General features: G+C 63.3%; 21 protein-coding genes. 10 read left to right on the forward strand and 11 right to left on the reverse strand.

Going from position 1 to position 26,852, the window contains the following annotated elements:
• The first annotated feature begins 8 nt into the window (after positions 1–8).
• Positions 9–1,082, forward strand: coding sequence for an AI-2E family transporter (locus tag FVF58_RS38070; protein ID WP_149674835.1), 1,074 nt, complete (start codon positions 9–11; stop codon positions 1,080–1,082).
• Between the two features lie 118 nt (positions 1,083–1,200).
• On the forward strand, positions 1,201–2,904 hold the full coding sequence (locus FVF58_RS38075) for a Na/Pi cotransporter family protein (RefSeq protein WP_149674836.1): 1,704 nt from the start codon (positions 1,201–1,203) through the stop codon (positions 2,902–2,904).
• 36 nt (positions 2,905–2,940) lie between these two features.
• On the opposite strand, the gene FVF58_RS38080 is transcribed toward FVF58_RS38075, so the two are convergent.
• The 10 genes from FVF58_RS38080 to FVF58_RS38125 all read right to left on the reverse strand — a co-directional run bounded on the left by FVF58_RS38080 (position 2,941) and on the right by FVF58_RS38125 (position 11,815).
• The gene (locus FVF58_RS38080; RefSeq protein ID WP_149674837.1) at positions 2,941–6,036 is read right to left on the reverse strand and encodes a complex I subunit 5 family protein; all 3,096 of its coding nucleotides are present in this window, start codon (positions 6,034–6,036) and stop codon (positions 2,941–2,943) included.
• Entirely contained in the window at positions 6,030–6,404 is a 375-nt protein-coding gene (locus FVF58_RS38085) for a sodium:proton antiporter (protein ID WP_149674838.1), read from the reverse strand. The genes FVF58_RS38080 and FVF58_RS38085 overlap by 7 nt, the downstream gene beginning before the upstream one ends.
• A gap of 16 nt (positions 6,405–6,420) precedes the next feature.
• Positions 6,421–7,137 (reverse strand): hydrogen gas-evolving membrane-bound hydrogenase subunit E, encoded by a 717-nt coding sequence (gene mbhE / locus FVF58_RS38090; RefSeq protein WP_246217372.1) that lies wholly within the window; start codon positions 7,135–7,137, stop codon positions 6,421–6,423.
• On the reverse strand, positions 7,137–7,481 hold the full coding sequence (gene mnhG / locus FVF58_RS38095; RefSeq protein ID WP_149674840.1) for a monovalent cation/H(+) antiporter subunit G: 345 nt from the start codon (positions 7,479–7,481) through the stop codon (positions 7,137–7,139). The genes mbhE and mnhG overlap by 1 nt, the downstream gene beginning before the upstream one ends.
• A gap of 3 nt (positions 7,482–7,484) precedes the next feature.
• On the reverse strand, positions 7,485–7,727 hold the full coding sequence (locus tag FVF58_RS38100) for a hydrogenase subunit MbhD domain-containing protein (RefSeq protein WP_149674841.1): 243 nt from the start codon (positions 7,725–7,727) through the stop codon (positions 7,485–7,487).
• A 3-nt stretch (positions 7,728–7,730) separates the two neighbouring features.
• A complete protein-coding gene (locus FVF58_RS38105) occupies positions 7,731–7,991 on the reverse strand; it encodes an MrpF/PhaF family protein (protein WP_149674842.1) in 261 nt (86 codons plus the stop codon).
• Complete coding sequence (locus tag FVF58_RS38110; protein ID WP_246217373.1) at positions 7,984–8,487, reverse strand: Na+/H+ antiporter subunit E; 504 nt, start codon at positions 8,485–8,487, stop codon at positions 7,984–7,986. Before FVF58_RS38110 ends, FVF58_RS38105 begins: the two co-directional genes overlap by 8 nt.
• Positions 8,488–8,621: 134 nt before the next feature.
• Positions 8,622–9,527: a cation diffusion facilitator family transporter gene (locus FVF58_RS38115; RefSeq protein ID WP_149674844.1), complete on the reverse strand. Its 906-nt coding sequence runs from the start codon at positions 9,525–9,527 to the stop codon at positions 8,622–8,624.
• Between the two features lie 143 nt (positions 9,528–9,670).
• The gene (locus tag FVF58_RS38120; protein ID WP_149674845.1) at positions 9,671–10,771 is read right to left on the reverse strand and encodes an NAD(P)-dependent alcohol dehydrogenase; all 1,101 of its coding nucleotides are present in this window, start codon (positions 10,769–10,771) and stop codon (positions 9,671–9,673) included.
• A 306-nt stretch (positions 10,772–11,077) separates the two neighbouring features.
• Positions 11,078–11,815 (reverse strand): protein-L-isoaspartate(D-aspartate) O-methyltransferase, encoded by a 738-nt coding sequence (locus FVF58_RS38125; RefSeq protein WP_149674846.1) that lies wholly within the window; start codon positions 11,813–11,815, stop codon positions 11,078–11,080.
• A gap of 212 nt (positions 11,816–12,027) precedes the next feature.
• Between FVF58_RS38125 and FVF58_RS38130 the strand changes: the two genes are divergently transcribed.
• From FVF58_RS38130 to FVF58_RS38155, 6 genes are all read left to right on the forward strand, one after another.
• A complete protein-coding gene (locus FVF58_RS38130; protein ID WP_149674894.1) occupies positions 12,028–12,321 on the forward strand; it encodes a GYD domain-containing protein in 294 nt (97 codons plus the stop codon).
• A gap of 27 nt (positions 12,322–12,348) precedes the next feature.
• Positions 12,349–12,552 carry a hypothetical protein gene (locus FVF58_RS38135; RefSeq protein ID WP_149674847.1) on the forward strand — a complete coding sequence of 68 codons (204 nt, stop codon included), beginning with the start codon at positions 12,349–12,351 and terminating at the stop codon, positions 12,550–12,552.
• A gap of 871 nt (positions 12,553–13,423) precedes the next feature.
• Positions 13,424–14,659, forward strand: coding sequence for an efflux RND transporter periplasmic adaptor subunit (locus tag FVF58_RS38140; protein WP_149674848.1), 1,236 nt, complete (start codon positions 13,424–13,426; stop codon positions 14,657–14,659).
• A gap of 15 nt (positions 14,660–14,674) precedes the next feature.
• Positions 14,675–17,806, forward strand: a complete 3,132-nt coding sequence (locus tag FVF58_RS38145) for an efflux RND transporter permease subunit (RefSeq protein WP_149674849.1) — start codon at positions 14,675–14,677, stop codon at positions 17,804–17,806.
• Positions 17,803–21,135: an efflux RND transporter permease subunit gene (locus FVF58_RS38150; protein ID WP_149674850.1), complete on the forward strand. Its 3,333-nt coding sequence runs from the start codon at positions 17,803–17,805 to the stop codon at positions 21,133–21,135. The genes FVF58_RS38145 and FVF58_RS38150 overlap by 4 nt, the downstream gene beginning before the upstream one ends.
• Positions 21,136–21,176: 41 nt before the next feature.
• Positions 21,177–22,679 carry an efflux transporter outer membrane subunit gene (locus tag FVF58_RS38155; protein ID WP_425469007.1) on the forward strand — a complete coding sequence of 501 codons (1,503 nt, stop codon included), beginning with the start codon at positions 21,177–21,179 and terminating at the stop codon, positions 22,677–22,679.
• A 587-nt stretch (positions 22,680–23,266) separates the two neighbouring features.
• Here FVF58_RS38155 and FVF58_RS51840 read toward each other — a convergent pair.
• Complete coding sequence (locus tag FVF58_RS51840; RefSeq protein WP_188131062.1) at positions 23,267–23,551, reverse strand: hypothetical protein; 285 nt, start codon at positions 23,549–23,551, stop codon at positions 23,267–23,269.
• 25 nt (positions 23,552–23,576) lie between these two features.
• On the opposite strand from FVF58_RS51840, the gene FVF58_RS38160 reads away from it, so the two are divergent.
• Both FVF58_RS38160 and FVF58_RS38165 read left to right on the forward strand, forming a co-directional pair.
• Complete coding sequence (locus FVF58_RS38160) at positions 23,577–24,815, forward strand: tetratricopeptide repeat protein (RefSeq protein WP_188131063.1); 1,239 nt, start codon at positions 23,577–23,579, stop codon at positions 24,813–24,815.
• Positions 24,816–25,075: 260 nt separating this feature from the next.
• Entirely contained in the window at positions 25,076–26,734 is a 1,659-nt protein-coding gene (locus FVF58_RS38165) for an FAD-dependent oxidoreductase (protein ID WP_149674853.1), read from the forward strand.
• Positions 26,735–26,852: the final 118 nt, after the last annotated feature.

Consider the following 26,852-nt stretch of genomic DNA (forward strand, 5'->3'; position numbering starts at 1 on the left):
ATTGACACATGACCGACAGATTGCAGGCGTCCGTATCCGTTGTCATACTGCTGCTGATTGTGGGCTGGGTGCTCTACATCGGGCGCACCGTCTTCGTTCCCATGGTGTTCGGCATCATCGCAGTCTATGTGATCGTCGGCTTCACGCGATTGCTGGAGCGAACTCCGGTGATCGGCGAGCGGATGCCGATCCAGTTGCGTTATGCGCTGTCCGCGTTCGTGATCGCAGCCGGAATTTTCCTTGCTGTCGACATGCTCGTCGAGAACTACGACGCTCTCGTCGCGCTGGCGCCTCGCTATCAGGAGTCCATCCTAACGCTGATCCAGAAAGCGGCGGTGTTTCTGCATCTGGAAACCGAGCCCACCTGGGATTCGCTGCGGCGTGACATGCTCGCCCAGTTCAACGTTCAGGCGCTCGTGGCAAGCATGCTGACGTCGCTGTCGTCGGTGATAGTCGACGTCTTCGTCGTGCTGCTGTATGCAAGCTTTCTGCTCGTCGAGCAACGCACGTTCAACGAGAAGCTGGCAAAGATATCGTCGAATTCGGCTAACGCCGCGCGTATCAAGAGCGTCGTTACCGACATCAACCGGCGCATCGGCGCCTATCTCGCACTGAAGACGCTGCTTGGCGTGGTGCTCGGCGCCATCTGCTGGGGCGCGATGCGCAGCGTCGGTCTCGAATTCGCCGGGCTGTGGGCGGTGCTGATTGCGCTGCTCAACTACGTGCCTTATATCGGCTCGGTGCTGGGGATCGTTTTTCCGACGCTGATGTCGGTGCTGCAATTCGGTGAGGTCAACGAAGTGCTGATCGTGCTGTTGTCGCTGACCGCCATTCAATTCATGATCGGCAACATACTCGACCCTTACCTGATGGGCAACTCGCTGAACCTGAGTCCGTTTGCGATCCTCGCGAGCATGGCGGTCTGGTCGGCGATCTGGGGTGTCTCCGGCGCGTTCCTCGCGGTGCCGATCACCGTCATCGTGATCATCATTTTCTCGGAGTTCGAAATGACGAGACCCGTCGCGGTCCTGTTGTCGAAAAACGGCCGGCTGAATTACGATGGAAACTCGCCGCTCGCGTGAGGCGGCCGAACAGTAACGAACGCTTGGTTGCGCCACATCGCGCGGGACGGAAGGAACCGGCAGACCGTCCGCGGTGATTCTTTTCATGAACGCGCATCATGACCAAAGGCACAGCACCATGACTCCTTATTCCGCAGGAATAGATGCCAGCAGCCTGAATCTGGTCGAGATCTTCGGGCTGTTGATCGGCGGCCTCGCGCTGTTCCTGCTCGGCCTGGAGTTCCTGACCGGCGGCCTGAAGTCGATCGCCGGATCGAGGTTGCAGGCGCTGCTGGGCATGCTGACCGCGAACCGGTTCCGCGGCGTGCTGGCCGGCGCCGTCGTGACCGCGCTGCTGAATTCGTCGACCATCACCACGGTCCTGATGGTCGGGTTCGTTTCCTCCGGCTTGATGACGCTGACCCAGTCGGTGCCGATGATCATGGGCGCGAACATCGGCTCGACAGTCACCGCGCAGATCATCGCTTTCGACGTATCGAGACTGACGCCGTTCATGCTGGCGATCGGCTTCGTGCTGCATGCGTTCGGCGGCCGTGAGCTGTTGCGGCAGATTGGCCGGGTGCTTCTCGGGCTGGGTCTGCTGTTCCTCGGGATCGAACTGATGGGCGATGCGACGCGTCCGCTGCGCACGTTCCAGCCTTTCATCGACGCGATGCAGGACATGAAGAACCCGGTGGTCGCCATCCTGGTAGGCGCCATTTTCACCGCCGTCGTACAAAGCTCGGCGGCGACGCTCGCCATCGTGATCGCTCTGGGCGCGCAGGGCCTGATGCCGCTCGAAGTGGGCATCGCGGTCATCCTCGGCGCCAACGTGGGCACGTGCGGCACGGCGCTGCTCGCGTCGATCGGGAAGACAGCCGAGGCGGTCCAGGTGGGTGTTGTGCATCTGGTTTTTAATGTGCTGGGCGTGCTGTTCTGGGTGTTCTTCATCCCGCAGATGGCGGACCTGGTGCGGTATGTCTCGCCGTCGCATCCCGAGCTGCAAGGCGTAGCGCGACTGGCGGCCGAAACGCCGCGCCAGGTCGCCAATGCGCACACGATATTCAGCGTGTCAGGCACGCTGATCCTGATCTGGTTCACCGGACCGATTGCCCGGCTTGCCGAGTTCATCGTGCCGAAGCGCGCGCAGGAGGCCAAACGGACAGGCGACCCGGTTTATCTCGACAAATCGTCGCTGACGGTGCCTTCGGTCGGGCTTCAACGAGTGCGCATCGAGCTGACGCGGCTGGGCGACGAGGTGCTGAAGATCGTCCGGCGCGGCACGCAGATGGTGTCCAACGGCACCATCGAAGAGATCAACCTTCTGCTCGATCACGACAAGGAAACCGACCGGCTGGCCTCGGAGATTCTTCAGTATATCGGCCACTTGTCACAGGTGGAGCACTCCGAGGACGAGGGCCGGCAGATGGTCGGGTTCACACAGGTCGCGTCCAACCTGGAGAGCATCAGCGGCATTGTCGGGACCAACCTCGTGTCGGCCAGCCAGCAGAGGCTGACGCACCAGATCGACCTCACACGTTTGCGCGATCCGGCGACCACGCAGTTCACGGACGTCGTGATGCGCAACCTCGAACGGGCGATCCGTACGATCGACGAGGCCGGCGCGAGCGAAGCGTCGGAGGTCATCGCGGAAAAAGGCGAGATCGAAAAGCTGGCGGCGGCGGCGCGCCAGGTGGTGCTGGCGAAACTGCAACTCGCCGACAAGGCCGATGTGCAGACCTTCCGGCTGGCGATGGATCTGATCGAACACGGCCGGCAGATCTCGCAGTTCGCAAGGGCGATAGCGAAAACCGCGGAGGAGTTGCGCCAGGACGTCAGGTAGAGGACACGAAACCGGGGGCCGCGATCAGCGCGGTTCCTATCGCGCCCAACCGCCGCCAAGCCCCGTGCTGGCGAAATAGATCACCAGAAAATAGCCGAGTACGTGAAGCGCGTAGGTCTGCGCATTGCCGGTATAGACCTTGCGTATCCCGCCCGCGGCGGCGAGCGCGAAGTGCGACACGCCGCGCCAGAACATCATCGCAAACGGCGGAACCGTACGCGCGAGGATCGGCCGGTAGAACCTGAAAAAGCCGGGGACCTTGCTGTCCTTCCGGCGCCGGCTGCGATAGAACAGCATGAACAGCGCGAACAGCACCGCGGCCACGGCCAGCACCACGAGTACGACCGGCGTCGGATTCCAGAAACCGTAGATGCTCTCCAGCGACATGCCTTCCCACACCAGCGTCGAGGCAAACTGCGGATCGATCGCCGCCGAAACCGGTTCGATCAAAAGCTTCGGGAAGAAGGACAGCACGATGATGCCGACCACCAGAACCAGTTGCGGCACGAGCAGCAGAAGCGGCGCTTCGCTCACTTCGGGCTGTCCCGCCCGGCGACGCCCGAGGAACAGCCCGCTGACAATGCGGATCATGTAAAGAAAGCCGACGAAGGTCGCCATCAGTGTGCACACCGCGAGGCCGTACCAGCCCTTGTTCGTCATTGCACTCAGCAGCAGCCACTTGCCGCCGAAGCCCATCAGCGGCGGCAAGCCCGACATCGAAACGAGGGCGACCAGCACCAGCGCGAAGGTGAACGGCATCGCACGGGCAAGGCCGCCGGTTTCGGCGAAGTTGTGCGTGCTCGTGCGCAGGATGATGCCCGCCAGCGCGAGGAACAGAATGCCCTTCACCAGCATGTGGTTGGCGATCAGATACAGCGCCGTGACCCAGCCGAGATGGCTCATCAACGCTATCGCGGTGACGATATAGCCGAGCTGGCTCATGCTGGAATACGCGAGCAGCCGCTTGAAGTCGTTTTGCCGCAGCGCCATCAGTGCGCCCGCGAGGGTCGTCAGCATGCCGATCCACGCCATCCCGTGCGCGAGGTCGAGTCCGACTTCGGAGCGTATCGTCAGATAGGTGCCGATCAGCAGGCCAAACATCGCTACCTTGCTGACGACCGCCGACAGCATCGCGGTCACGTCGTCTTCCGCTTCCGTGTACGCGCCCGGCAGCCACACATGCACGCCGATGGCGCCCGCCTTGATCAGAAAACCGGCAGCCAGCAACACGAATGCGCGGCTCGCGTCCGGGCCCGATCTGACGAGCGCCGCCAGTTCGATACTGCCGTCGAGCGCGGCGACGGCGGCGAAACCGGCCAGCAGAAAGAACGCCGACAGCAGCGAGAACAGCAGGAAGGTCAGCACGTGCGGCCCCGCGCTGCGGCATTTCGCAATCAGGAAGCAGGACGACAGCGTGATGATCTCCCAGCTATAGAAGAATTCGAGCGTCGTGGTGGAACGCAGCAGCGCCGGGATCGACAGCAGTAAAACCACCAGCATCGGATAGAAGCCCGAGCGCACATCGTTGCGATAGAGGCTCGCCGCCGCGATGACGAAGCTGCCGGCGAGCAGCAGCCACGCAAAAAGCTGGGCGATGCCCTGGGTCGCTTCGGCGAGCCACGGGCCCACCAGCGCGACGATGATCAGCGTCAGCACGCCCTTGAGCCGGCCCGGCAGACGATCGCCCGCATAGAGCAGCGCGCCCGCGACGAGCGGCGAAAACAGCCATGCGGATGCCGCGCCCGAGAACGAAGCGCCGGCATAGCCAGCGGCGATCAGGAGCACCGCCACGCCAAATAGCGGCAGCAGCGCGGCCAGCTCCGGGCCGGCCGTGACCTCGTCGTCGGACGGATGCAGCGCCCGCACGAACCAGTGGAACATGTAGGCCGCTTCGAGCAGCGAGCCGGTCAGAATCAGCGCGATCCAGTAGGGCTTGCCGGCGACGGTCAACTGCATGACCAGTTCCCATTTCGCCCAGAAGCCGGGAAACGGCGGCAGCCCCGCAATCGCGACCATGAAGAGGCCGAGCAGACCGATCAGCAGCGGACTGCGCGACAGGATCGCGCGAGCGTAGACGCCGTGCCGCCTGAGAATGCCGATGAGCCAGAACAGCCCCGCCTTGGCGAACAGATGGTTGATGAACAGTCCGCCGACCACCAGCGGGATCGAGGTATCGGCGCCCACCTGGCGCAGCAGCGCGAGCGCCAGCATCAGCAGGCCCATCTGTCCGATCGACGAATAGCCGAGCACCCGTTGCGGTTTCGTCTGCTTGAGCGCGAGCAGATTGGAGAACAGGAAGGTCAGGCCGCCGGAGACGGCAATCAGCCCGAGCAGATTTTCAAACAGCGGCAGCAGCTTGAGCAGCGCGAAGAACACGCCGGCCGACACGCCGACCGACACCAGCGCGGCAATGCCGCTCGGCGCGGTTTCGTAGACGTCGAGTCCCCAGCCGTTGGCCGGAAACGGCTTGAGTTCGATGATGAGGCAGGCGAACACGAGCAGCACCGCCGTGACGGCGATCGGACTGTCGAGGCCCGCGCGGACCGCGATCAGGTCGTCGATGTTCAGCGTGCCCGTCACGTAGTAAAGCAGCACCGCGCCGAGCAGGAACAGGGTCGACGCGATGACCGTCGCCATGATGTACTTGAACGCGGCGGCCAGCGCAGCCGGCGTGCGATCCAGCCCGAGCAGCCCGTACGTGGCGATCGAGACGATCTCGAGAAACACGAACAGATTGAACAGGTCACGGGTCATCACCATGCCGTCGATGCCCATCACGAGAATCAGATACAGCAGCAGCGCGGCGTAATTGCCGCGCAGACGGTCCCACAATTGCAGCGCGCCGAGCAGTGCCACCACGTTGACGCTGAGCGTGAAGAAGCCTTCCCATACACCGAAGCGCAGATTGATCGAGACCGGCGGCTGCGCGCCCGCGGTCAGCACTTCGATCGTCTGGCCGCCGTCCAGCAGACCGAAGAACGACACGCCGCTCACGAGCACGATGCCGGCGAGCGCGATGAAGAAGCCGGCGGTCAGCCACGGTTTGCCGAGCCGGTACAGCAGCGGAATGACGAAGCCGCCGCCCAGGCCGAGAATGAAGATATGCAGCGGATGAAACAGCGCGGCTACCATTTCGACTCGGTGAATGCGTCGATGGAAAGCGTCTTTTTCGCCGCGTACAGACGGATCGCGAATGCCAGCATGACCGCCGTGACCGACAGGCCGATCACGATTGCCGTGACCACCAGCGCCGAGGGCACCGGGTCGATCGCGCGCCGCGCGGCGTCCGCCTTGCTCAACGCAGCGTCGATGATCGGCGCCGTGCCGCCGCGGATATAGCCCGTCGCGACCATCACGATATGCAGCCCCGTGTCGATCACCGCAAAGCCGATGATGATGCGCAGGATGTTGCGCTGGGTCAGCATCCCCCACAAGCCGATCAGCGCGAGGCAGAAGCCCGTGATCAGCAGGATGGTCGAAACCGGCAGGCCCGTGGTCATGCGCCGTTCTCCTCGCTCAGCTTCTGAACCGGTCGATGATGACGCTCAGCTCCGCGCCGACCTTCACGCCGAGCAACGCCGAAATGAGGGGTATCGCGCCGGCGCTGAAAAACGCGCCGAACTCGCCGCGCGGCAGAAAGCGGGCATCGAGAAAGCCGCCCGCCAGCACCAGACCGAGAATGCCGATCATCACATAGATCACGCCGGCGAACGATTCGACGACGCTCAGCAGCGCGACGTTCAGCGCCGCGCCCGGCCGCGCGAGCAGCATCAGCATCGCGCCGGATGCGACGATCGCGCCGCCCTGGAAGCCGCCGCCCGCCGACAGATGACCGTTGACGATCACGTACGCGCCGAAGGTCAGGATCATCGGCAGCAGCACCTGCATGCCGGTTCGCACGATCTCGCCGGGTTGCCTGCGCGCAACGTTGTCGTCTTCAGCTTCGGCTTCTGTTGCTGCCTCGGTTGCAGTTGCGGCGCTTTCGCTTTTCAACAGCAAGCCGACGCTCGCCGCGACCATGAACAGCACCGCGACTTCGCCAAGCGTATCGAAGCCGCGGTAAGTGATCAGAATGCCGGTGACGATGTTCGGCGCGCCGAGTTCGATCGGCCCCTGCACGACGTAGTATTGCGCGAGCGGCCGCAGCACCTGCAATTCGCTGTAGCCGTCGATGAGGCGCCAGAACACCAGCGCGAACAGCGCGACCGTCACCATGACAAACACGCGGCGCATCACGACTCCTTCGGCGCGGCTGCGCGCTCGTCCTCGGCGGCGAGCGCGTCCGTCACGGTGGACGATGTCATCGGCGTGCGGATCAGCCACGCCGCGCGCGACAGCGCATGCGACGACACCGGGTTCGTCACCAGCACGAAATAGATGACGAGGATCAGCCTGAACGTCCAGCTCGGGTGATAGAACGCGAGCCCGATCAGCACCAGCATGTTGCCGAGCGTTGAGGCCTTGGTGCCGGCCTGGATGCGGGTGTACGCGTCCGGCATGCGCAACAGGCCGAGGCCGGCGGAGAACAGGAATATCGCGCCCGCCAGGATGAACACGCTGCCGATCAGTTCGATCATGCGCTAGCCCTTCTGATAGCCGGTTTTACGAATCGCGTAGAGAAAGATGAACGTCGCGAGCCCCGAGCCGATCGCCGCCTCGGCCATCGCCACGTCGGGCGCGGCGAGCAGCAGGAAGGCCACGGCGGCGAACAGGCTCGCGAGCCCCGAACTGACCATCGCGGCCATCAGATTCGTCAGGCAGACGGCCAGGATGCCGCTGACGAGAATGCTGGCGCACACCAGCAGCACGAGCAGTTCGAGCACGGTTCAAAGCCCCCTTTCCAGAAAGCGAGCCATCGCGAGAACGGCGAGAAAGCTGAGCAGCCCGTAGACGAGCGCCACATCGATATAGACGAAACGGCCCGACACCTGAGCGTACAGCGCAATCAGCGAGATCGAGATGACGGTGAGCATGTCGATGGCGACGATCCTGTCGATCAGCGTCTTGCCGAGGATCAGACGGATCACGCCGAACAGGATCGCGAAGAAGATCAATACCGTGGCGATCCGCAGCATGATCTCAGCCAAAGACTTTCTCCAGATGCTTTTCGAACGGGATCACCAGCGCTTGCGTGGCCTCGTCGATATCCGTTGTCTTGACGTCGAGCCAGTGGATGAATAGTGTGTCGTCCCGAATATCCATGACCAGCGAGCCCGGCGTGAGCGCAATCGAATTGGCGAGCGCGAGGCGGCCGATCGGCGATTCCAGACGGGTGCGCACCTTGACGATGCCCGGCTTGATATCGATGCGCGGCGCGTACACATACGTCATCATGTTGAGATTGGCGCGCACCAGTTCGACGACGAAGGTGCCGCTATAGGCGACGAAGTGATAGAGCGCGCGAGGCGTGAGTCGCAGCCGGCTCCATGCTTCGCTCGACGACGCAAACATGTGGGCCAGGACGAACGTGATCGCCGCGCCGACGAGCGCCGGCTCCACGGCCAGCGACGCGTTGGCGATCATCCAGATGACGAACAGGATGACCCACAGGCCCGGCATGCCCTGAGGAACGAATGACGACACCGGTTTTCCGCTGTTCGAAGTCACGTCTTCAGGTTCCAGAAGAGGGCGCTAGCAAAAATTCTAGGTGACAACCTATGGCAAATCAACCGCGGCCCGGATCGCGCGCGGAATTTGCTTTCGCTTCGGGCGGAGCGTTACAACCAGCGCGCGTCGCGTGTGAACGCCACGGTCAACCAGCGGTCGGGGCCCGGTTCGCCGATCGCGTGAGAGATCCGCTCGCGGATCAGATCGAGTTGACGGATGCCGGCGTGCTCCATCGCCTCGGGCAGAACGATATGAACTTCGACGAACAGGCCGCGCCCCACGCGTGTCGCGTAGTGCGAGTGCGACACGAAACCATAGTCCGACGTCAGCGCGTGCATCAGCTCGCGCAACGTGCGGTCGAGGTCTTGCGGGGTAATGAGCAGTACTTCCTTGACTGCGCCGATGACCGTGCCGACCGGCATCGGTATCAGAACCAGTGTCAGCAGCGCCAGCACGCCGGGGTCGAAGTACGGCGTCAGATGGCGGTAACGCGTGCCTTCCAGAATCCATGCTATCGAAAACGCGAGCAACAGCGCCGAGCTGATGCAGGCCGACATCAGCCAGCTTTTGGTGTCGAGGCCGACCAGTTCGGATTCGATGCTGCGATTCAGGCGACGCTGTCTGAAGAACATGAAGAAGCAGAAGATGCTGACCACCACGGCATAGAACATGCCCCAACCGAACTCCAGTTCATGCCCGCCATCGAGCATGCCTTTGATCGCATTGACGAACGCGTAAAAGCACAGCACCGCTAACAGACTGCCGTTGAAGGTCAGCACCAGCGGTTCGATATGCCAGAAGCCATGCTGGAAACGTCTGCTGCTCTGCTGGCTGAGCAGGCGGGTCACGAGCAGCGAGAGGCTGCACATGGCCGCGTCGAGTGCGGAGAACATCCCGTCGAAGATGATCGAGAGCGAGCCGCTGAGAATGCCGACCGTGATGCCGAGTACCGCGATCAGCACCGTGCCGAGCAGCGATCGCTTGAGTATGCGCTGTTCGAGTTCCGTAGCTTGCATGGTCCGGGTGGCCTGTTGGTTTGACTCGGATCGCCCTCGGCAGGCGGGCGCGCGTTGGGAACCGTGCCACGAAGAGCGGCCAGGCCCGGCAACGGTCCGCTGCGCGCCCTCGCACAACGAACCGCTTCCCGCACCACCTGCGCTCAATGCGGCTTGATCGCCACCTTGAGCACTCCGTCTCTCTGATTCGCAAACAGATCGTATGCTGCGACGATGTCGTCCAGCTTGTAGTGGTGCGTGACCAGCGCGCCAAGGTCGACGCGCCCCGACTCCACCACGTTCATCAGGCGTCTCATGCGCTCCTTGCCGCCGGGACACAGGGCAGTGTTGATCTTATGATCGCCGAGGCCCGCGGCGAACGCCACAAGCGGGATCGTCAGATCGGACGAGTACACGCCGAGACTCGAAAGCGTGCCGCCCGGTTTGAGGATGCGCAGCGCCGACTCGAACGTGCCCTGCGTGCCGAGCGCTTCGATCGACGAATCCACGCCGCGCCCGCCGGTGAGCTTCAGGATCTCGTCGACCACATCGCAATTTTTGAAATTGAGCGTGACGTCGGCGCCCATCTTGCGGGCCATGCCGAGGCGATGGTCGTTGCCATCCACCGCGAAGATCGTGGTGGCGCCGAGCAGGCGCGCACCCGCCGTGGCGCACAGGCCGATCGGTCCTTGCGCGAACACGGCCACGGTGTCGCCGATACGGATGTTGGCGTTTTCCGCTCCCTTGAAGCCCGTCGACATGATGTCGGGGCACATCAACACCTGCTCGTCGGTCAAGCCGTCGGGGATGGGCGCGAGGTTCGCCTGCGCATCGGGCACGAGCACATATTCGGCCTGCGTCCCGTCGATCATATTGCCGAAGCGCCAGCCCGCCGTCGCCTTATAGCCATGGCAACCGCACTGGCCCCTGGCGATCAGGTAACTGCCGTCCTGCGACGCGACGCCGTCTTGCGCAGCATAGGAATTGAAGTTGGGACAAATGGCGCCGGCGATCACGCGCTGTCCTTCCTGATAGCCGACCACCGCGTTGCCGAGCTTTTCGATCACGCCGACGGGCTCATGGCCGATCGTCAAGCCTTTGGCGACGGGGTATTCGCCTTTCAGGATGTGCACATCGGTGCCGCAGATCGTGGTGGTGGTGATGCGCACGAGCGCGTCGTTGGCGCCCACGTCGGGCAAGGGCTTGTCGGCGAGTTCGATACGGCCTGGTTCGATGAATACGGCGGCTTTCATCATGGCGGTCATGAATTTCTCCTTCCGGTTTGGCTCAACAGCATCTCGCAAGGGTGCTCGCACTTCCTTCGACAGGCCGGTGCTGACAGCGAACACGGCGCGGCTGATGCGCGACTGCTCACGGGCGTAGCCGCGTTTGCATCTTACTCCGCTGGGAATCGTGCTTGCCTGAACACAGATCATCAAACCCGAAGGTTTTTGATGCGCAGAAGTCCTGATGGAAATCAGCGCGGATCCGCAGAATCAGAAGAACGACGCGACGAGAGCTTCAGTTTCCTTCTCGCCGCATCGGCTGAGCGAATCCGCGTCCGCTCTGTGCTATCCGCAGCCGATGCAAGCGGCGCGCGCAATTGCGCCGAGTCGTCCGTGGCAGATACCGCTGCCCGCATTGCGCGGTTCGCCGTCCTGCTCGGGCCAGCCATCTTCGCCAACGAGCGGCACGAATCTCACGTCGCCGAGCCAGCTCCTGTCGAAGTCGGCTTCAGTGCGCCGGACGACCTTGATGAGCCGCTGATAGTGCTGATCGCGACCCACCGGCATCACGATCCGCCCGCCGAGCGCGAGTTGTTTGCACCATGCGTCGGGAACGCGCGGTCCGCCGGCCGCCGCGATGATCGCATCGAACGGTGCGTATTCCGCGAGACCGAGCGTGCCGTCGCCGAGATGAACCGTCACATTGGCGATCCCCAGCCGCGCCAGGATTTCGCGAGCCGTATCGACGAGGCCGGCGTGACGCTCGATCGAGTGCACGTGAGCCGCGATCGCCGCGGCGACGGCGGCGGCGTAACCCGAGCCGGTGCCGACGTCGAGCACCCGGTCGCCCGGGCTCAGTTCCGCTGCGTCGATCATCGACGCGACCATCGCGGGTTGCGAAATGGTCTGCTCGTTGCCGATGGGTAGCGGCGTGTCCTCGTACGCGTATTGCCGAAGATCGGCGGCCACGAATTCCTCACGCGGCACACGGCGCATCGCGGCCAGCACACGGGGATTGCCAATGCCGCGCCGCTCGATTTGCCACTCGACCATCCACTCGCGGGCCTCCTTGAAATCAGTCATAGCCACCTCCGTGTTGCAGCCGGCGCGCGCCTGCCCGCGCGTCGCATTCCAGCGCTGCGCCAGATGCGGGCAAATAGCGCGTGGCGTGCGAATGGATTGCCTAGAATCAGTTTACGCGCGAGACGGCCCTGGCAATACGGAAAATGAAATTGCGTCTTGCGGTGCCGGCGGCGCGCGGATCCCAACACGTTTCAATCGTAAGGGGAATTATTATGGTGACTTATGTGGTTCTGGCGCAGTTTACCGATCAGGGCATCCGCACGGTCAAGAACAGTCCTCAGCGAGCCGTTCAGGCGGCGGAGATGGCGAAAGGCTTTGGTTGTGAAATGAAACAGATCTACTGGACGTTAGGCGAATACGACATCGTTACGGTCGTCGAGGCGGCAGACGACCAGAGCTTCACCGCCTTCGGTTTGGCGCTGGGTTCATTGGGCAATATCCGCACACAGACGCTACGGGCTTTCAATAAGGACGATATCGGCTCGATTATTGCTCGGCTCCCCTAACTGGCCGACTTTCCTCAGGAGATGACGATGAATGCGGACAACAGGAGCGACACGCAAGCTTTCGTACAGACGGCCGAGCAAACCGGGGGCTTCGTCTGGGTCATCACGCTAGTCGACTTCGGCAGCCGGGAGGTGAAGCGTTCGCTCGTTTCGGACGGCACCTACGAAACGCGTGCCGCCGCGAAAGATGCTGGCGACGCGCATCTGAAAGCGCTGGCAGCAGACCATTAGGCCCGCGCAGGCCAAGTCTCGGCGCTTGACTCGATGCTTCACGCGCATGGCTGCTCCGCGAATGCGCAGCGGCGCTGATTGCGTACTGCGCCACTCGCGGTGAAGCGCGACAGGTTTTGCCGGGCGTGATGCCTCGCACAGAGCGGGGGTGCATTCGCGCCGTCCCGCCTCCACACCCGGACGAACGGCAGACCCGGCGTCCGGGGCCGGGTCGTATTGTCGCCGCGCCGCACAATCATCGCTTCGGATACTGAACGAATTCCTTCATACAGTCGTCTGCTCGGCACCAGCCGACTAGCCCACCGAATTTCAATAAGCTTTCGGCATTCACTACCGCTTGTTGGGTCCGACCTTCGATAACCACGCCCGCATCCAACGATCCGTCGGCGCGAGTTTCAAGCCGACGAGACCAGGCGACGTCTTTCAGACGCCAACATGTTGCACTCTGGTAACTCAGACCTCGTCCGAGCCGGGTACATTGACCCCATGCCTCGATGCAACCGGTGTCGGTCCTTTTCCATCAAGGCGGATCTGAAGAACATACGGCGTGTCGGCATGATCGCACCGGCAGCAGCGCGGCAATCGGCGGTCCGCCGTAAGCTCCATTGCGACAGGGGCCGATGATCAAACATTACTGCACGTTACGATGCGCGTTGACTGTCACGCAGGGCAATCGCCACGCCGTAAAGTCTGCCTGTGCCGTCACCCCGTTGCGCCGCTCGCGCAGCCATCTGGCTTACGTCTTGATAACAAACTGTCGCGGGGATCGCCAGTCGATGACAACGCATAGAAGCCGTGGCACTGTTCAATCCCGGCTGAGGATCATTCCGGGCCCCGTCATCGAGGACAGCATCTGTTTCCGGAGCTACCTATGAACGAAGCCGTGTCCAAGCAGCCCAAGCGCTCCCGACGCGGGCTCATCCTGTTCGTGGTTATCGTGCTGGCGCTGATCGCAGTTGCCGCCGTCCACCTGTTGACGCGCAAGAAACCCGGCCGCGAGACTGCGCCCATCGTCGTCACGGTGGCGAGCGCGACACTCGGCTCGATGCCGGTCACGTTGAGCGAGCTCGGCACGGTCACGCCGACCGCCACCGTGACCGTGCTGCCGCAACTGAGCGGTTACCTCACGGCCGTCGGCTATCACGAAGGCCAGGAAGTACAGAAAGGCCAGTTCCTCGCCCAGATCGATCCGCGCCAATATCAGATCAGCAAGCAGCAGGCTCAGGCGACACTCGCCAAGGACCGCGCGTCGCTCGCGCAGGCGCGCGCCGATCTTGTCCGCTACACGCAGTTGAACGAGCACAAGTCGATCGCCCAGCAGATCTTCGCGGACCAGCAGTTCCTCGTCCAGCAGGACGAAGCCGCGGTCCAGTCCGATCTGGCCACCATCGCCCAATTCGACCTCGATCTGGCCTATTGCCGCATCACCGCGCCAGTCTCCGGAAAAGTCGGCCTGCGGCTTGTCGACCCGGGCAACTATGTGACGGCGTCGTCGTCGACGGGGATTGTCGTCATCACCACTATCAAGCCGACGACGGTGCAGTTCACGGTGCCGCAAGACGCGCTGGGCTCCATCGTGCAGCGCCTGAATGCGGGCGCCACCTTGCCGGTCACCGCGTACACCAGCGACAACTCGCGCGAGGTGGCCACGGGAACGCTGTATGCCATTAGCAACCAGATGGCCACAGCGACCGGCACGGTCACCTTGCGGGCCACTTTCCCCAACGATGACGAGGCGCTGTTCCCCAACGAGTTCGTCAACGTCAAGCTGCTGGTCGATACGATGCGCAATGCGGTGCTGGTGCCCACCCCCGCCGTGCAAAGCGGCGCGCCGGGCGACTTCGTGTACCTCGTCAATGCGAACAATTCGGTTTCCGTGCATAAGGTCAAACTCGGCCCGAGCGACGGCAAGAACACGGTCATCCTCTCCGGCCTGTCCCAAGGCAACGTGGTGGTCACGGACGGCACCGATCGACTTAACGACGGCGCAAAGATTCAGGCGGCCAAGGCGAAACCGGCGGCGGCCAGTGCCCCGGCCAGTGGCGCCGCCGCCTCGGGAGCCGCCGCTGCGTCCATGGCGGCGTCGGCGAATGCAGCGTCGTCGTAGCGGGCTCACGCGCCGATGAATATCTCCCGTCTGTTTATTCTTCGACCGGTAGCCACGCTGCTGCTGATGATCGCGCTCGTGCTGGTGGGCCTCGTCGCCATGCGCGTGCTGCCGGTTTCGTCGCTGCCCAACGTCGACTATCCGACCATCCAGGTGCAGACCTTCTATCCGGGTGCGAGCCCGGACGTGATGGCCACCACGGTCACCGCGCCGCTGGAAGTGCAGCTGGGCGAGATCCCCGGCCTGCAGCAGATGACGTCGTATAGCTCGGACGGCGCGTCGGTCATCACGCTGCAGTTCGATCTGTCGCTGAACCTCGACATTGCCGAACAGAACGTCCAGCAGGCCATCAACGCGTCGAACAGCTATCTTCCCTCAGGCCTGCCGGCACCGCCGACCTATGCGAAGGTCAATCCAGCCGACCAGCCGATCCTGACGCTGGCGGTCACCTCGAAGTCGATGTCCTTGACCCAACTCGAGGACGTCGCCAACAACCGCCTCGGCACCAAGATTTCCGAAGTGTCGGGCGTGGGCGTCGTCACGACGAGCGGCGGCAACGTGCCGGCCATCCGCGTCGAAGCGGACCCGCACAAGCTCGCCGCCTACGGCCTGAATATCGACGACCTGCGCACATTGCTCAGCTACGTCAACGTCAGTCAGCCGAAGGGCAATTTCGACGGCCCGGATCTCGACTACACGATCAACGGCAACGACCAGATCACCGATCCGAAGGATTATCTGGACACCGTGATCGCCTACCAGAACGGCTCACCGGTGTTCATGCGCGACGTCGCGCGAGTCAGCCAGGCCGCGCAGGACGTGGAACGCGGCGCCTGGTACAACGGCTCGCCCGCGATCGTGCTCAACGTGCAGCGGCAGCCTGGCGCGAACGTGATCGCCACGGTCAACCAGATCATGAAGCAGTTGCCGCAGCTCGAATCGACGCTGCCGGCCGGCATGAAGGTGACCGTGGTGTCGGACAGCACGGGCGTGATCCGCTCGTCGGTCTCGGACGCGGCGCTCGAACTGATCCTCGCCATCGTGCTGGTGGTGGCGGTGATCTTCGTGTTTCTGCGCAACGTGCCCGCCACGCTGATTCCGAGCATCTCGGTGCCGGTGTCGCTGATCGGCACGCTCGCCGTGATGTACCAGTTGAACTACTCGATCGACAACCTCTCGCTGATGGCGCTCATCATCGCCACCGGCTTCGTGGTCGACGACTCGATCGTGATGATCGAGAACATCGTGCGCTATCTGGAGGAGGGCAAGACGCCACTCGAAGCCGCGCTGGAGGGTGCGGGCCAGATCGGCTTCACGATTCTGTCGCTGACCATTTCGCTGATCGCCGTGCTGATTCCGCTGCTCTTCATGGGCGGCGTGATCGGGCGCCTGTTCAGCGAATTCGCGGTGACGCTCGCGGTCACGATCGTCATCTCCGCGGTAGTGTCGCTGACCGTGGTGCCGATGCTCTGCGCGCGCATGCTGCGCGCCCGGGCCGAGCGTCATCCGAGTCGCTTCGAGCGGATCAGCGAAGGCCTGTTCAACAAGACGCTCGCCGCCTATGAACGCGGCCTGCGCTGGGTGCTCGATCATCAGGTGCTGACGCTCGTGGTGGCGGTCGGCACCGTCGTGCTGACCGGCATCCTGTATGTGGTGATTCCAAAGGGGCTGTTTCCGGTGCAGGACGTCGGCGTGATCGAGGGGATCAGCGTGGCCGACAACTCGGTGTCGTATGCCGCGATGGTGAACCGCCAGAGCGCGCTCGCCGACGCCATCCTGAAGGACCCGGATGTCACTTCGCTGACCTCCTACGTGGGCATCGACGGCACTAACTCGACGCTCAACAATGGCCGCTTTCTGATCAATCTGCGCGACCGTGACCAGCGCTCCGACACGGCGCAGGAGATTGCCCGGCATCTGCAGCAGGAAGTGGCCAACGTGCCTGGCGTGAAGCTGTACATGCAGCCCGAGCAGGATCTGACGCTCGACACGACGGTCTCGCCGAACCAGTACAGCTTCGTGCTGCGCGGACCGAGCCGGCAGGCGTTCCAGAAGTACGTGCCGGAACTGGTGTCACGCCTGAAACAGATTCCGTCGCTGGCCGACGTGCAAAGCGACATGAATAGCGACGGCCTGAGCTTGAACGTCGAAGTCAACCGGCAATTGGCCGCGCGCTTCGGCATTACGCCCGCGACCATCGACAACGCGCTATACGACGCGCTCGGCCAGCGGATCGTCTCGACGATCTTCGAACAGTCGAATCAATACCGCGTGATTCTCGTCGCCAAACCGGAAACGCTGCCGAATGTGCAGTCGATCGGCGACCTGTATCTGCCGAGCCAGACCAGCAGCACGGGTCAGGTGCCGCTATCGGGCATCGCGAAGATCCAGATCACCAAATCGCCGCTGGTGATCAGCCATCTGGCGCAGTTCCCGTCCGTCACGATCTCGTTCAACCTCGCGAAGGGAGCGTCGTTGAGCACGGCGGTTACGGATATCCATCAAGCCGAGCAATCGGTGAACCTGCCGTCGTCGATCACCTCGTCGCTGCAGGGCGCGGCCCAGGCTTTCGAGGACTCGTTGTCGACTGAGGTCTACCTGCTGATTGCGGCGCTGGTAGCGGTGTATATCGTGCTCGGCGTGCTGTATGAGAGCTTCATCCATCCGGTGACGATTCTGTCCACGCTGCCTTCGGCGGGGATCGGCGCATTGCTCGCGCTGATGCTCGCCGGCAGCGACCTGGATGTGATCGGCATTATCGGCATCGTGCTGCTCATCGGCATCGTCAAGAAAAACGCGATCATGATGGTGGACTTCGCGCTGGACGCCGAGCGCAATCACGGCAAGGCGCCGCGCGAGGCGATTTTCGAGGCGTCGCTGCTGCGTTTCCGCCCGATCCTGATGACCACGCTCGCCGCCATGCTCGGCGCGCTGCCGATGCTGCTCGGCACCGGCACGGGTTCGGAATTGCGCCGGCCGCTGGGTCTGGCGATCATCGGCGGTCTGACTTTGAGCCAGATGCTGACGCTCTTCACTACGCCGGTGATCTACCTGTTCTTCGACAGGATGGCCGAGCGCGTGAGGCGCCGGCGCGACCGCGATAGTCCGCGGAATCCGCCTGACGGCGGGGCGGAGGACGCGCGTTGAACATCTCGGCGTTATTCATCCGGCGCCCGGTCGCGACCACGCTGCTGGCGATAGCGATCCTCATCTCCGGGGCGCTCGCCTATTTCCGGCTGCCAGTCGCGCCGTTGCCGAATATCGCCTTTCCGGTCATCGTGGTGCAGGCCAACATGGCGGGCGCGAGCCCGGACATCATGGCGGCCACCGTGGCCGAGCCGCTCGAGCGGCGGCTCGCCACGATTGCCGACGTCGAAGAGCTGACTTCGATCAGCTATGTCGGTTCGTCGATGATCATTGTCGAATTCGGTCTGAAGCGCGACATCAACGGCGCCGCGCGCGACGTCGAGGCGGCTATTCAGGCCGCCCGCGCCGACTTGCCGACCACGCTGCGCAGCAATCCGACCTATCGCCAGTACAACCCGGCGGACGCGCCCATCATGGTGCTCTCGCTGACGTCGGACACGCTCACCAAGGCGCAGCTCTACGATTCCGCCGATTCGGTGATCCAGCAGCAGCTCTCCCAGGTCAAGGGCGTAGGCCAGATCACGCTCGGCGGCGGTGCGTTGCCGTCGGTGCGGGTCGAGCTGCAACCGGGCAAACTGAACAGCTACGGCATCGGTCTGGAAGACGTGCGCGCGGCAATCAGCGCGGCCAACGCCGACAGCGCGAAGGGTCATCTCGACGTGGGCAACCAGCGCTACGTGGTCACCTCCAATGACCAGATCACCCACGCCGCGCCGTACCGCGACCTGGTGGTCGCCTATCGTAACGGCGCGCCGGTCCAGTTGCGCGACGTGGCCGAGGTCAGGGACTCGAACGAAAATATCCGCAATGCAGGGCTCTTCAACGGCAAGTCGGCCATCCTCGTCATCGTGTATCCGATGCCGGGCAGCAATGTCGTGAGCACTGTCGCGCAGATCCGACAGGTCTTGCCGTCAATCGAAGCGACGCTGCCGAGCAGCGTGCATGTGGGCGTCGCGATCGACCGCTCGGAGTCGGTCCGGTCGTCGGTGGGCGACACGGAGCGCACGCTGTTCATCGCCGTGCTGCTGGTGGTGGGCGTGGTGTTCATCTTCCTGCAGTCGCCGCGCGCCACGCTGGTGCCGGCAGTCGCGCTGCCGCTGTCGATCGTGGGCACCTTTGGGCCGATGTACCTGCTTGGCTACAGCATCGACAACCTCTCGCTGATGGCGCTCACCATCGGCACCGGCTTCGTGGTCGACGACGCGGTGGTGGTGCTGGAAAACATCGTGCGTCACATGGAGTTGGGGCTCAGTCCCAAGGAGGCCGCGCTCAAAGGCAGCGGCGAGGTGGGCTTCACGGTGATCTCGATGAGTCTGTCGCTGATCGCCGTGTTCCTGCCCATCATGCTGATGCCGGGCGTGGTTGGCTTGCTGTTCCATGAGTTCGCGGTCACGCTGTCCATCGCGATCCTGATTTCCCTGGTGATTTCGTTGACGGTCACGCCAGCCATGTGCGCGTATGTGCTGAGCCGCGACAACGCCGGTCATTCGAAAGCCCGCTGGGCGATGTGGATCGAAAAGCAGTTCGATCGCTTCAAGAATGCGTACGCACGCTCGCTCACGGCCGTCCTGGATCATGCGCTGCTCGTCATCCTGCTGTTGATCGGCCTGCTCGTGGCCAACGTGTTCCTGTTCAAGCTGGTGCCGGCCACCTTCTTCCCCGAGCAGGACACGGGCATCCTGATCGGGCAGATCATCGCCGACCAGAGCATCTCCTTTTCGGCGATGCAAAAGAAGCTCGCGCAATTGCAGGGAATCGTGCAGACGGACCCGGCCGTGGCTTCGGTGGCGGGCTTTACCGGCGGCCGCGCGCTCAACACCGCGAACGTGTTCATCGAACTCAAGCCGCTGGCGGAGCGGCACGTCACGGCCACCGAGGTCGTGAACCGCCTGCGGCCCAAGCTCAACGAGGTCTCCGGCGCGCGGCTCTTTATTCAGGCACAACAGGATCTGCGGATCGGCGGACGGCAATCCGCCGCCGAGTATCAGTACACGCTGACCAGTGACGATTCCGCCGCGCTGTTTAAGTGGACGCCGCGGCTGGTCGCCGCGCTTGGCAAGGAACACGACCAGTTGCTCGATGTGAACTCGGACTTGCAGCAAAACGGTCTGCAGACCTATGTCAGGATCAACCGCTCGACGGCGGCGCGTTTTGGCTTCGCACCGAACCAGATCGACAACGTGCTGTACGACGCATTCGGCCAGCGCACCGTATCGACCATCTACAACCCGCTGAACCAGTACTTCGTGGTGATGGAGGTGGCGCCGGATTACTGGCAGTATCCGCAAACGCTCCACCAGATCTATCTGAGCACGGCCTCGGGTAATGCTACTGGGACGGCGGCCACGCAGATGCCGAGCGGCACGGTGTCGGCCGCGACGGCGGCCACCGTCACGAGCACGGCCACATCGTCCGGTACGAACGCGCGCAACTCGAACGCGCAAGCCAACGCGACCACCAATAGCATCGCCAACAGCAAGGGCGGCAGTTCGACCGGCAGCGCGGACAGCACTTTGGCGGAAACCATGGTGCCGCTGGCGGCACTGGCCTCGTACTCGAACAGCCATACGTCGACGCAGGTGAACCATCAAAGCGGTCTCGTGGCCGCGACGATTTCGTTCAACCTGCCGGCGGGCGGTTCGTTGAGCAAGGCGGCCGTGTCGATCAACAACACGATCCGCGAGATCGGCATGCCAGCCAGCATCCACGGATCGTTCGCCGGCGCGGCGGCGGCTTACTCGCAGTCGATGGGCACGGTGCCGCTGCTGATCCTGGCGGCGCTCGGCGTCGTCTATATCGTGCTCGGCGTGCTGTATGAAAGCTCGATCCACCCGCTGACCATCCTGTCGACGCTGCCGTCGGCGGGCATTGGCGCGACGCTGGCGTTGCTGATCTTCGGCACGCCGTTCTCGGTGATCGCGATGATCGGGATTATTCTGCTGATCGGTATCGTCAAGAAGAACGGCATCATGATGGTCGATGTCGCGATCCAGTTGCAGCGCAGCGAAGGCATGTCCGCGCGGGACGCGGTTCACAATGCCGCCGTGATACGTCTGCGCCCGATCATGATGACCACGTTCGCTGCGGTACTCGGGGCGGTGCCGCTGGCCATCGGCATTGGACAGGGCGCGTCGCTGCGCCAGCCGCTCGGTATTACCGTGATGGGCGGCCTGATCCTGAGTCAGGTCTTTACGCTGTATACGACGCCGGTGATCTACCTCTACCTCGACCGCCTGCGTTTCAAGCTGGTCAGGTGGTCCGCAAACCTGCCATGGAACCGGGACGCGGAACAACCGGGCCAACCGGGCCAACCGGACACGAAGGCATGATGATGAAGATCTCCCGCAAACGCCTGGGGCCGCTTGGTCGCATGGGTCGCGTTGGTCACCGCAGCCCGCTTCGGCCGCTAGTCGTCGCAGCGCTGACCCTGCTCGGCGCTGGCTGCACGGTCGGCCCGGACTACCACCGCCCGCAAGTCAACGTACCCGCTACGTTCTCGGAGCTGCCGGGCTGGACGCAAGCCGTGCCGGACGCAACGGGACCGAAGGGCACATGGTGGACCGCCTTCAACGATCCGCTGCTCGACCAGCTCGAGCCCCTGGTGTCGGTGTCGAACCAGACTGTGCGTGCGGACTACGCGAACTATCAGGAAGCGCTGGCGGAAGTGCGGGCTGCGCACGCCAGTCTCTTTCCGATTATCGGCGCGACCGGCTCGGCCACCAAGGAGCGTGCCGCGAGCGGCAATGCGGCCAGAGTGGTCAACGCGGGTTCGCTGGAGGGCAATGTGAGTTGGGCACCCGACCTGTGGGGCCAGGTGCGGCGCACGATCGAGGAAAGCGCCGCGTCGGCGCAGGCAAGCGAAGCAACGCTCGCCAATGCGACGCTCGCCGAGCAGGTGGCGCTCGCCACGGCGGTCATCGAACTGCGTACCAGCGACGCCAATATCGACCTCCTGCAAAAGACGGTAATCGCCTATCAGCATTTTCTCGACGTGGTGTCCGAGCAGGATCGTGCGGGCACCATCCCGCCGAGCGACGTGATCACGGCTCGCACCCAGTTGGACACCGCGCAGTCCAACCTGATCGCACTCGGCGTGGCGCGTGCTCAAAACGCGCATGCGATTGCCGTGCTGGTGGGCAAGAACCCGGAAGAGCTGTCGATCACGCACAGCACCGCGATGCCGACGCTGCCGGACGTACCGGTCGGTGTGCCGTCGACGCTGCTCGAACGCCGGCCCGACATCGCCGCTGCCGAGCGCAGGATGGCCGCGCAAAACGCGGCGATAGGCGTGCAGGTGTCGGCGTATTACCCGACGATTTCGCTCTCCGGACTGGTCGGCTTCACGCAGTCGCCGTTGTCCGGTCTGCTGAACGTGGCCAACTATGTCTGGTCGCTGGGCGGGAGCGCCACCGAAACGCTCTTCGACGGTGGCTTGCGCAGCGCGGACGTCGACGCGGCGAAGGCCGCCTACGACTCAGCGGTCGCCAGTTATCGCGGCACGGTGCTCACGGCGTTCCAGAACGTCGAAGACGACCTGTCCGGCTTGCGCATCCTGGCCGAGCAGGCGATCGTGCTGGAATCGGCCGTGCGCGACGCAAACCGTGGCGCCGAGATTGCCTTCAACGAGTATCAGGCCGGCACGGTGGACTACACGACGGTGGCGGTCGCCCAGGCCACGCAGTTGAGCACGCAGCAGACCGCGCTGAGTGTTCAGGAGTCGCGCCTGCTGGACGCGGCGTCGCTCTTCGGCGATCTCGGCGGCGGCTGGTCGACCGGCGAATTGCATGATCCGCGGCGTCCAACGGCGCGACAGGCGACGCCCACGCAAACCGATGATGCCTCCGCGCACGACGCTGAAGTGAAGGCGCGATGACAGCGGATCACGCGAGCTGAAGCGATACACGCGAAGGACTCTCGCGCAGAACCACCGAAAAGCAAGGACGCTTCTCCAGGCCCCGACTCGCACCGGAGCGGGACACGATCGCGCATGCTTCAACACCCCACACGCAAGAGCGGGCACCTGGCGCGGGACGCATGTCCACCACGAGGCCGCCCCAGCGCAAGAGTCTGGCCAATCCGCTCAGCGAGCCCTCGACACGCCCGCTCCGATACGAGCACAACGCGTATCTCGCGCCGACGCGCCGTGACCTCCCGCCTCCCGTTCAAGCATCGAATTGGCTGGCAAGACCGAACTTTCGGTGCTGACCTGTCGGTCCGGCGCTAACACTTCTAGCGACAGCAAGGCTGCCCTATCGTCGCAATCCATTGCAGGACAACGGTTTGCGCGCAATGGCACGGGCAATGCAACAACGCGTTGTGCGACGGCATGACGCCGTCCCTGGAGATAGCCATGGAGTTCTTTACACCGACCAAGGCGTTTGGCTACGGCGTTGCCGTTCCACTCCTCGTGGTCGGCGCTTTTCGCATCTTTGCCGAGCCTGCGACGGTCGTTCAACCCATTCAGGTGTCGGAGTCGTTCAGGAAGAACGGCTTCACGGAACAGACACTCCAGCGCATGCTGGTCGATACGCTGAGCGAACTGCGCACCACGGCAAAAGGCGTCACGCCAGAAACCGCAGACGGCGAACAGGTCCTGTCCGAACTGGATTTTCCAGACTTCTCGGTGCCGGACACCGGGCTTTCCGTGCGTTCGCTGATCGGGTACGCGCGAATGGTGTTGAAGCTCGACTCGTCGCTATTTGGAAGTGTGACCGGCTCGTCGGCGGGATTCTCCGTCGAACTCACGCTTCGGGATTCGCAAGGAGAGGCGGTGGTGATTCATCGCACGGCTGCGAACAAAACGCCGTCCGGGCGAAGGACCAGCGAGACGTCCGCACATGGTCCGACTGATACTCAAGCGCTCGAGCAAACGCTCCGGGATGCGGCGATGGAGATACTCAAGCACCAGAGCGCTTTGCTCTATGCCGATAACCTTCTGCAAAACCAGCAACGCGAATGTTTTTCTGAAAAGGCGAAATGCGACTTTCACGAAGCGCGAGAGAAATACGGCCAGATTGCCGCTGGCGGGGGAGAGGAGTCGCACGAATCGAAGCGCAACACGAGTTGGACGAAGCGGATGTTGTCCACGCTCCACCTTTCGACTGACAACCCGAAAACGCCGGGTACGAAGAGCAACGCTCCCTGGGCGGAACTCATGTTGTCCAAGCTCGATGAATTGGACGGGAACTACGAAGGTGCGATCAGGCATGCGAGCAAGATCGACCAGCAGAGCAAACGGGACAAATCGTGGGAGAAGGCAGTGTCATGGGCTTATTACAACTGGGGCGTGGCACTCAACGATCTAGGCTGTTATCAGGCCGGTGTCGACGTGCTGAAGGCGTCAGTTACCAGGAACCCATCTTATGCACCCGCGCACAATGCGCTCGCTCGTTCATACAACGCGCTCGCGGCTGCGAGCATCAATGCCGAACCGAAGACTGCTGCGCTGACCGATTTTCGCGCGCAGGCACGCGCAGAGGCTACGAAAGCAGTGGAACTCGATCCCGGTTATCAGGAGGCGTTCGTGAACCTGGGCGACGCCTTACGACCGCAGCGCGCGGCGTCGACCGGTCGAAACATGAAGGCGGCTGATGATGGCAACGAGAAAGAAGCCCGAGAAGCGTATGAGAAAGCGATTGCGTTGAACGTCGACACTGCCGGGCGGGCGCGTCAGCAACTCGCATCGATGCCGGGCGGTTATCCGGCGACTGTCGGTGAGCGAATTGCGAAGAAGCGGCCGGAATGCCGGCAGGACCTACCGCCTTCTCTCCTCGAAGCATCCGGTTGCAGCGACACGGAGATCCGTGCGGCGGCCACTCACGGAAGTGAAGCCGTCAGAATCGGACTCACTGGCAGCCACAAGGCGGCCGGTGTATGCACTAATCCGGCGCTGCTGCTTCCGCAAAGTGATTTCATCGCGAACCCCGTTGGCAAAAGCGGGCAAATCACCGAGGTACAGCGAGATGTCGAGGGCACGGGCCGCTTACACACGCGCCGGCAGCGAAGCTGAAGCCGGGCAACGGATCTCGGCAATGCAAATGATGGACAAGCGACGCGCAAAGTATCGATGCACGCCCATCGCCTGCCACCATTCTTCACGAGGAGACCGTCGCCGCTTTGCGGGCTTGCCCAAATGAAAATCTGGAAACGTGAAAAACCGGGACTACACTGTCCACTGACACAGGGATACTGGCCGGCACGGTAGCGCGTCTTCGGAGCTAAAGTCCGCCAGGACCGGCCTTCACTTCATTTGCCTGCTCGACGAAAACCATGCTGACAATCGACGACATCCGGGCAGTCCCGCTATTCGCCACACTCGCCGACGACGAACTGGACCATCTCGCGCACACCTCCGCCGACCTCCATCTATGCGCAGGCGAGTTCGCAGTTCATGAAGGCGGCGAGCGCGCGCTGTACGCCGTGCTCGCCGGCAAGATGGAAGTCATCAAGACGTTCGACGGCATCGAGCGCACGCTCGGCTGGCGTCTGCCCGGGACCATTTTCGGCGAAGTGCCGCTCGCGCTGAGTTCGCCGTTTCCCGGCGCGTATCGAGCTGCGGAGCCCTCGCGTGTGATGCGTGTCGACGCTCAGCGTTACTACGCGCTGGCTGCCGCGTCGCCGGACGTGGCGGTCAAGATGGGGGCACTGGCGCGTGAGCGCATCGGCGGCCTGCAAGGTTTGTCGGCCGAGCCGCCCAAGCTGCGCGTCACGATGGTCGGCAATCGCTGGGACAACGCGTGTACCGCGCTGCGCCAGTTTCTGGCCCGCAACCAGATCAGCTACGACTGGATGACGCCGGATGCGCCCGAACTGCCCGCGCGCTGGCCGGGAACCTGTCCGGCCGACGAGCAATGTCCCGCGGTGCGGCTGTTCGACGGCACCGTGCTGAACCGGCCAGAGACGCGTGAGCTGGCCGAATTGCTCGGCTTGCAGACGCAGCCCCACCTCGCCGAATACGACACGATGATCATCGGCGGCGGCCCGGCTGGTCTCGCGGCAGCGGTGTACGGAGCGTCCGAAGGATTGCGTACGATCGTGCTCGAGCGCGAAGCGCCAGGCGGCCAGGCCGGCACCTCGTCGCGCATCGAGAACTATTTGGGCTTTCCCAACGGCGTGTCCGGCGACGAACTCGCGAGCCGTGCATTGCAGCAGGCAAGGCGGCTCGGCGCCGAGATACTGGTCACGCGCTCGGTCGCGCGAATCGCGGTTGAAGATCGTCAGGTTCACCTCGACGGCGGTGACGTGATCCGCGCGAAAACGATCATTCTCGCGACGGGCGTGACGTGGCGGCGCTTGCTGATAGACGGCTTCGACCGGTTTATCGGCAAGGGCATCTACTACGGCGCGTCACGCAGCGAAGCGAGCGCGACGCATGGGCTCGATGTTTATCTGATCGGCGGCGGCAATTCGGCCGGCCAGGCCGCTTTGTATTTTGCCAATCACGCGCGCATGGTCACGCTGATTCTGCGCGGCGATTCGCTGGAGAAGAGCATGTCGCGCTATCTGGTCGAGCAGCTTCGCGGCAAGTCCAACGTGGCGGTGCAACTGCGAGCGGAAGTCGTCGGCGCATTTGGCGAAACACATCTGGCCGCGATCGATGTACGCGATGCGTCGAGCGGGGCAGTGCGCCGGCATGACTGCGGCGGATTGTTCGTGTTCATCGGCGCCGATGCCGAGACCGGCTGGTTGCCCGCGGAGATCGCACGCGATGCACGCGGCTACGTGCTCACCGGCGACGACGTCGTGAAGGCGGGGCGCTGGTCGTACAGCCGCGATCCGTACCTGCTCGAATCGAGCGTGCCCGGCGTGTTTGCCTGTGGCGATGTGCGATTGAGCCCGGTGAAACGTGTCGCGTCGGCGGTGGGTGAGGGGAGCATGGCGATCGCGTTCGCGCATAAGTATCTACAGCAGGATGCGCGGTCAGGCTGAACGGAACACGGCTTACGCAATTCCGCGGTTCTTGACCGGGGAGCCGCGCAAGCCGACTTTGTCCGATGAGGTGGTATTCGGGCGTGTTACCCGAGTGACGACGAGAATTCGCTCACGT

Origin of the sequence: Paraburkholderia panacisoli, from assembly GCF_008369935.1 — a bacterium.
In the GTDB taxonomy this organism is placed as follows: domain Bacteria; phylum Pseudomonadota; class Gammaproteobacteria; order Burkholderiales; family Burkholderiaceae; genus Paraburkholderia; species Paraburkholderia panacisoli.

Excerpts from the sequence above, each read along its gene's own strand:
- FVF58_RS38080 (WP_149674837.1), bottom strand. The coding sequence starts at position 6,036 with ATGGTAGCCGCGCTGTTTCATCCGCTGCATATCTTCATTCTCGGCCTG.
- FVF58_RS38125 (WP_149674846.1), bottom strand. The coding sequence starts at position 11,815 with ATGACTGATTTCAAGGAGGCCCGCGAGTGGATGGTCGAGTGGCAAATC.
- FVF58_RS38165 (WP_149674853.1), top strand. The coding sequence starts at position 25,076 with ATGCTGACAATCGACGACATCCGGGCAGTCCCGCTATTCGCCACACTC.
- mbhE (WP_246217372.1), bottom strand. The coding sequence starts at position 7,137 with ATGCGCCGCGTGTTTGTCATGGTGACGGTCGCGCTGTTCGCGCTGGTG.
- FVF58_RS38070 (WP_149674835.1), top strand. The coding sequence starts at position 9 with ATGACCGACAGATTGCAGGCGTCCGTATCCGTTGTCATACTGCTGCTG.
- FVF58_RS38075 (WP_149674836.1), top strand. The coding sequence starts at position 1,201 with ATGACTCCTTATTCCGCAGGAATAGATGCCAGCAGCCTGAATCTGGTC.
- FVF58_RS38155 (WP_425469007.1), top strand. The coding sequence starts at position 21,177 with ATGGGTCGCGTTGGTCACCGCAGCCCGCTTCGGCCGCTAGTCGTCGCA.
- FVF58_RS38140 (WP_149674848.1), top strand. The coding sequence starts at position 13,424 with ATGAACGAAGCCGTGTCCAAGCAGCCCAAGCGCTCCCGACGCGGGCTC.
- FVF58_RS38145 (WP_149674849.1), top strand. The coding sequence starts at position 14,675 with ATGAATATCTCCCGTCTGTTTATTCTTCGACCGGTAGCCACGCTGCTG.
- FVF58_RS38085 (WP_149674838.1), bottom strand. The coding sequence starts at position 6,404 with ATGACCACGGGCCTGCCGGTTTCGACCATCCTGCTGATCACGGGCTTC.
- mnhG (WP_149674840.1), bottom strand. The coding sequence starts at position 7,481 with ATGATCGAACTGATCGGCAGCGTGTTCATCCTGGCGGGCGCGATATTC.
- FVF58_RS38130 (WP_149674894.1), top strand. The coding sequence starts at position 12,028 with ATGGTGACTTATGTGGTTCTGGCGCAGTTTACCGATCAGGGCATCCGC.
- FVF58_RS38115 (WP_149674844.1), bottom strand. The coding sequence starts at position 9,527 with ATGCAAGCTACGGAACTCGAACAGCGCATACTCAAGCGATCGCTGCTC.
- FVF58_RS38120 (WP_149674845.1), bottom strand. The coding sequence starts at position 10,771 with ATGACCGCCATGATGAAAGCCGCCGTATTCATCGAACCAGGCCGTATC.
- FVF58_RS38135 (WP_149674847.1), top strand. The coding sequence starts at position 12,349 with ATGAATGCGGACAACAGGAGCGACACGCAAGCTTTCGTACAGACGGCC.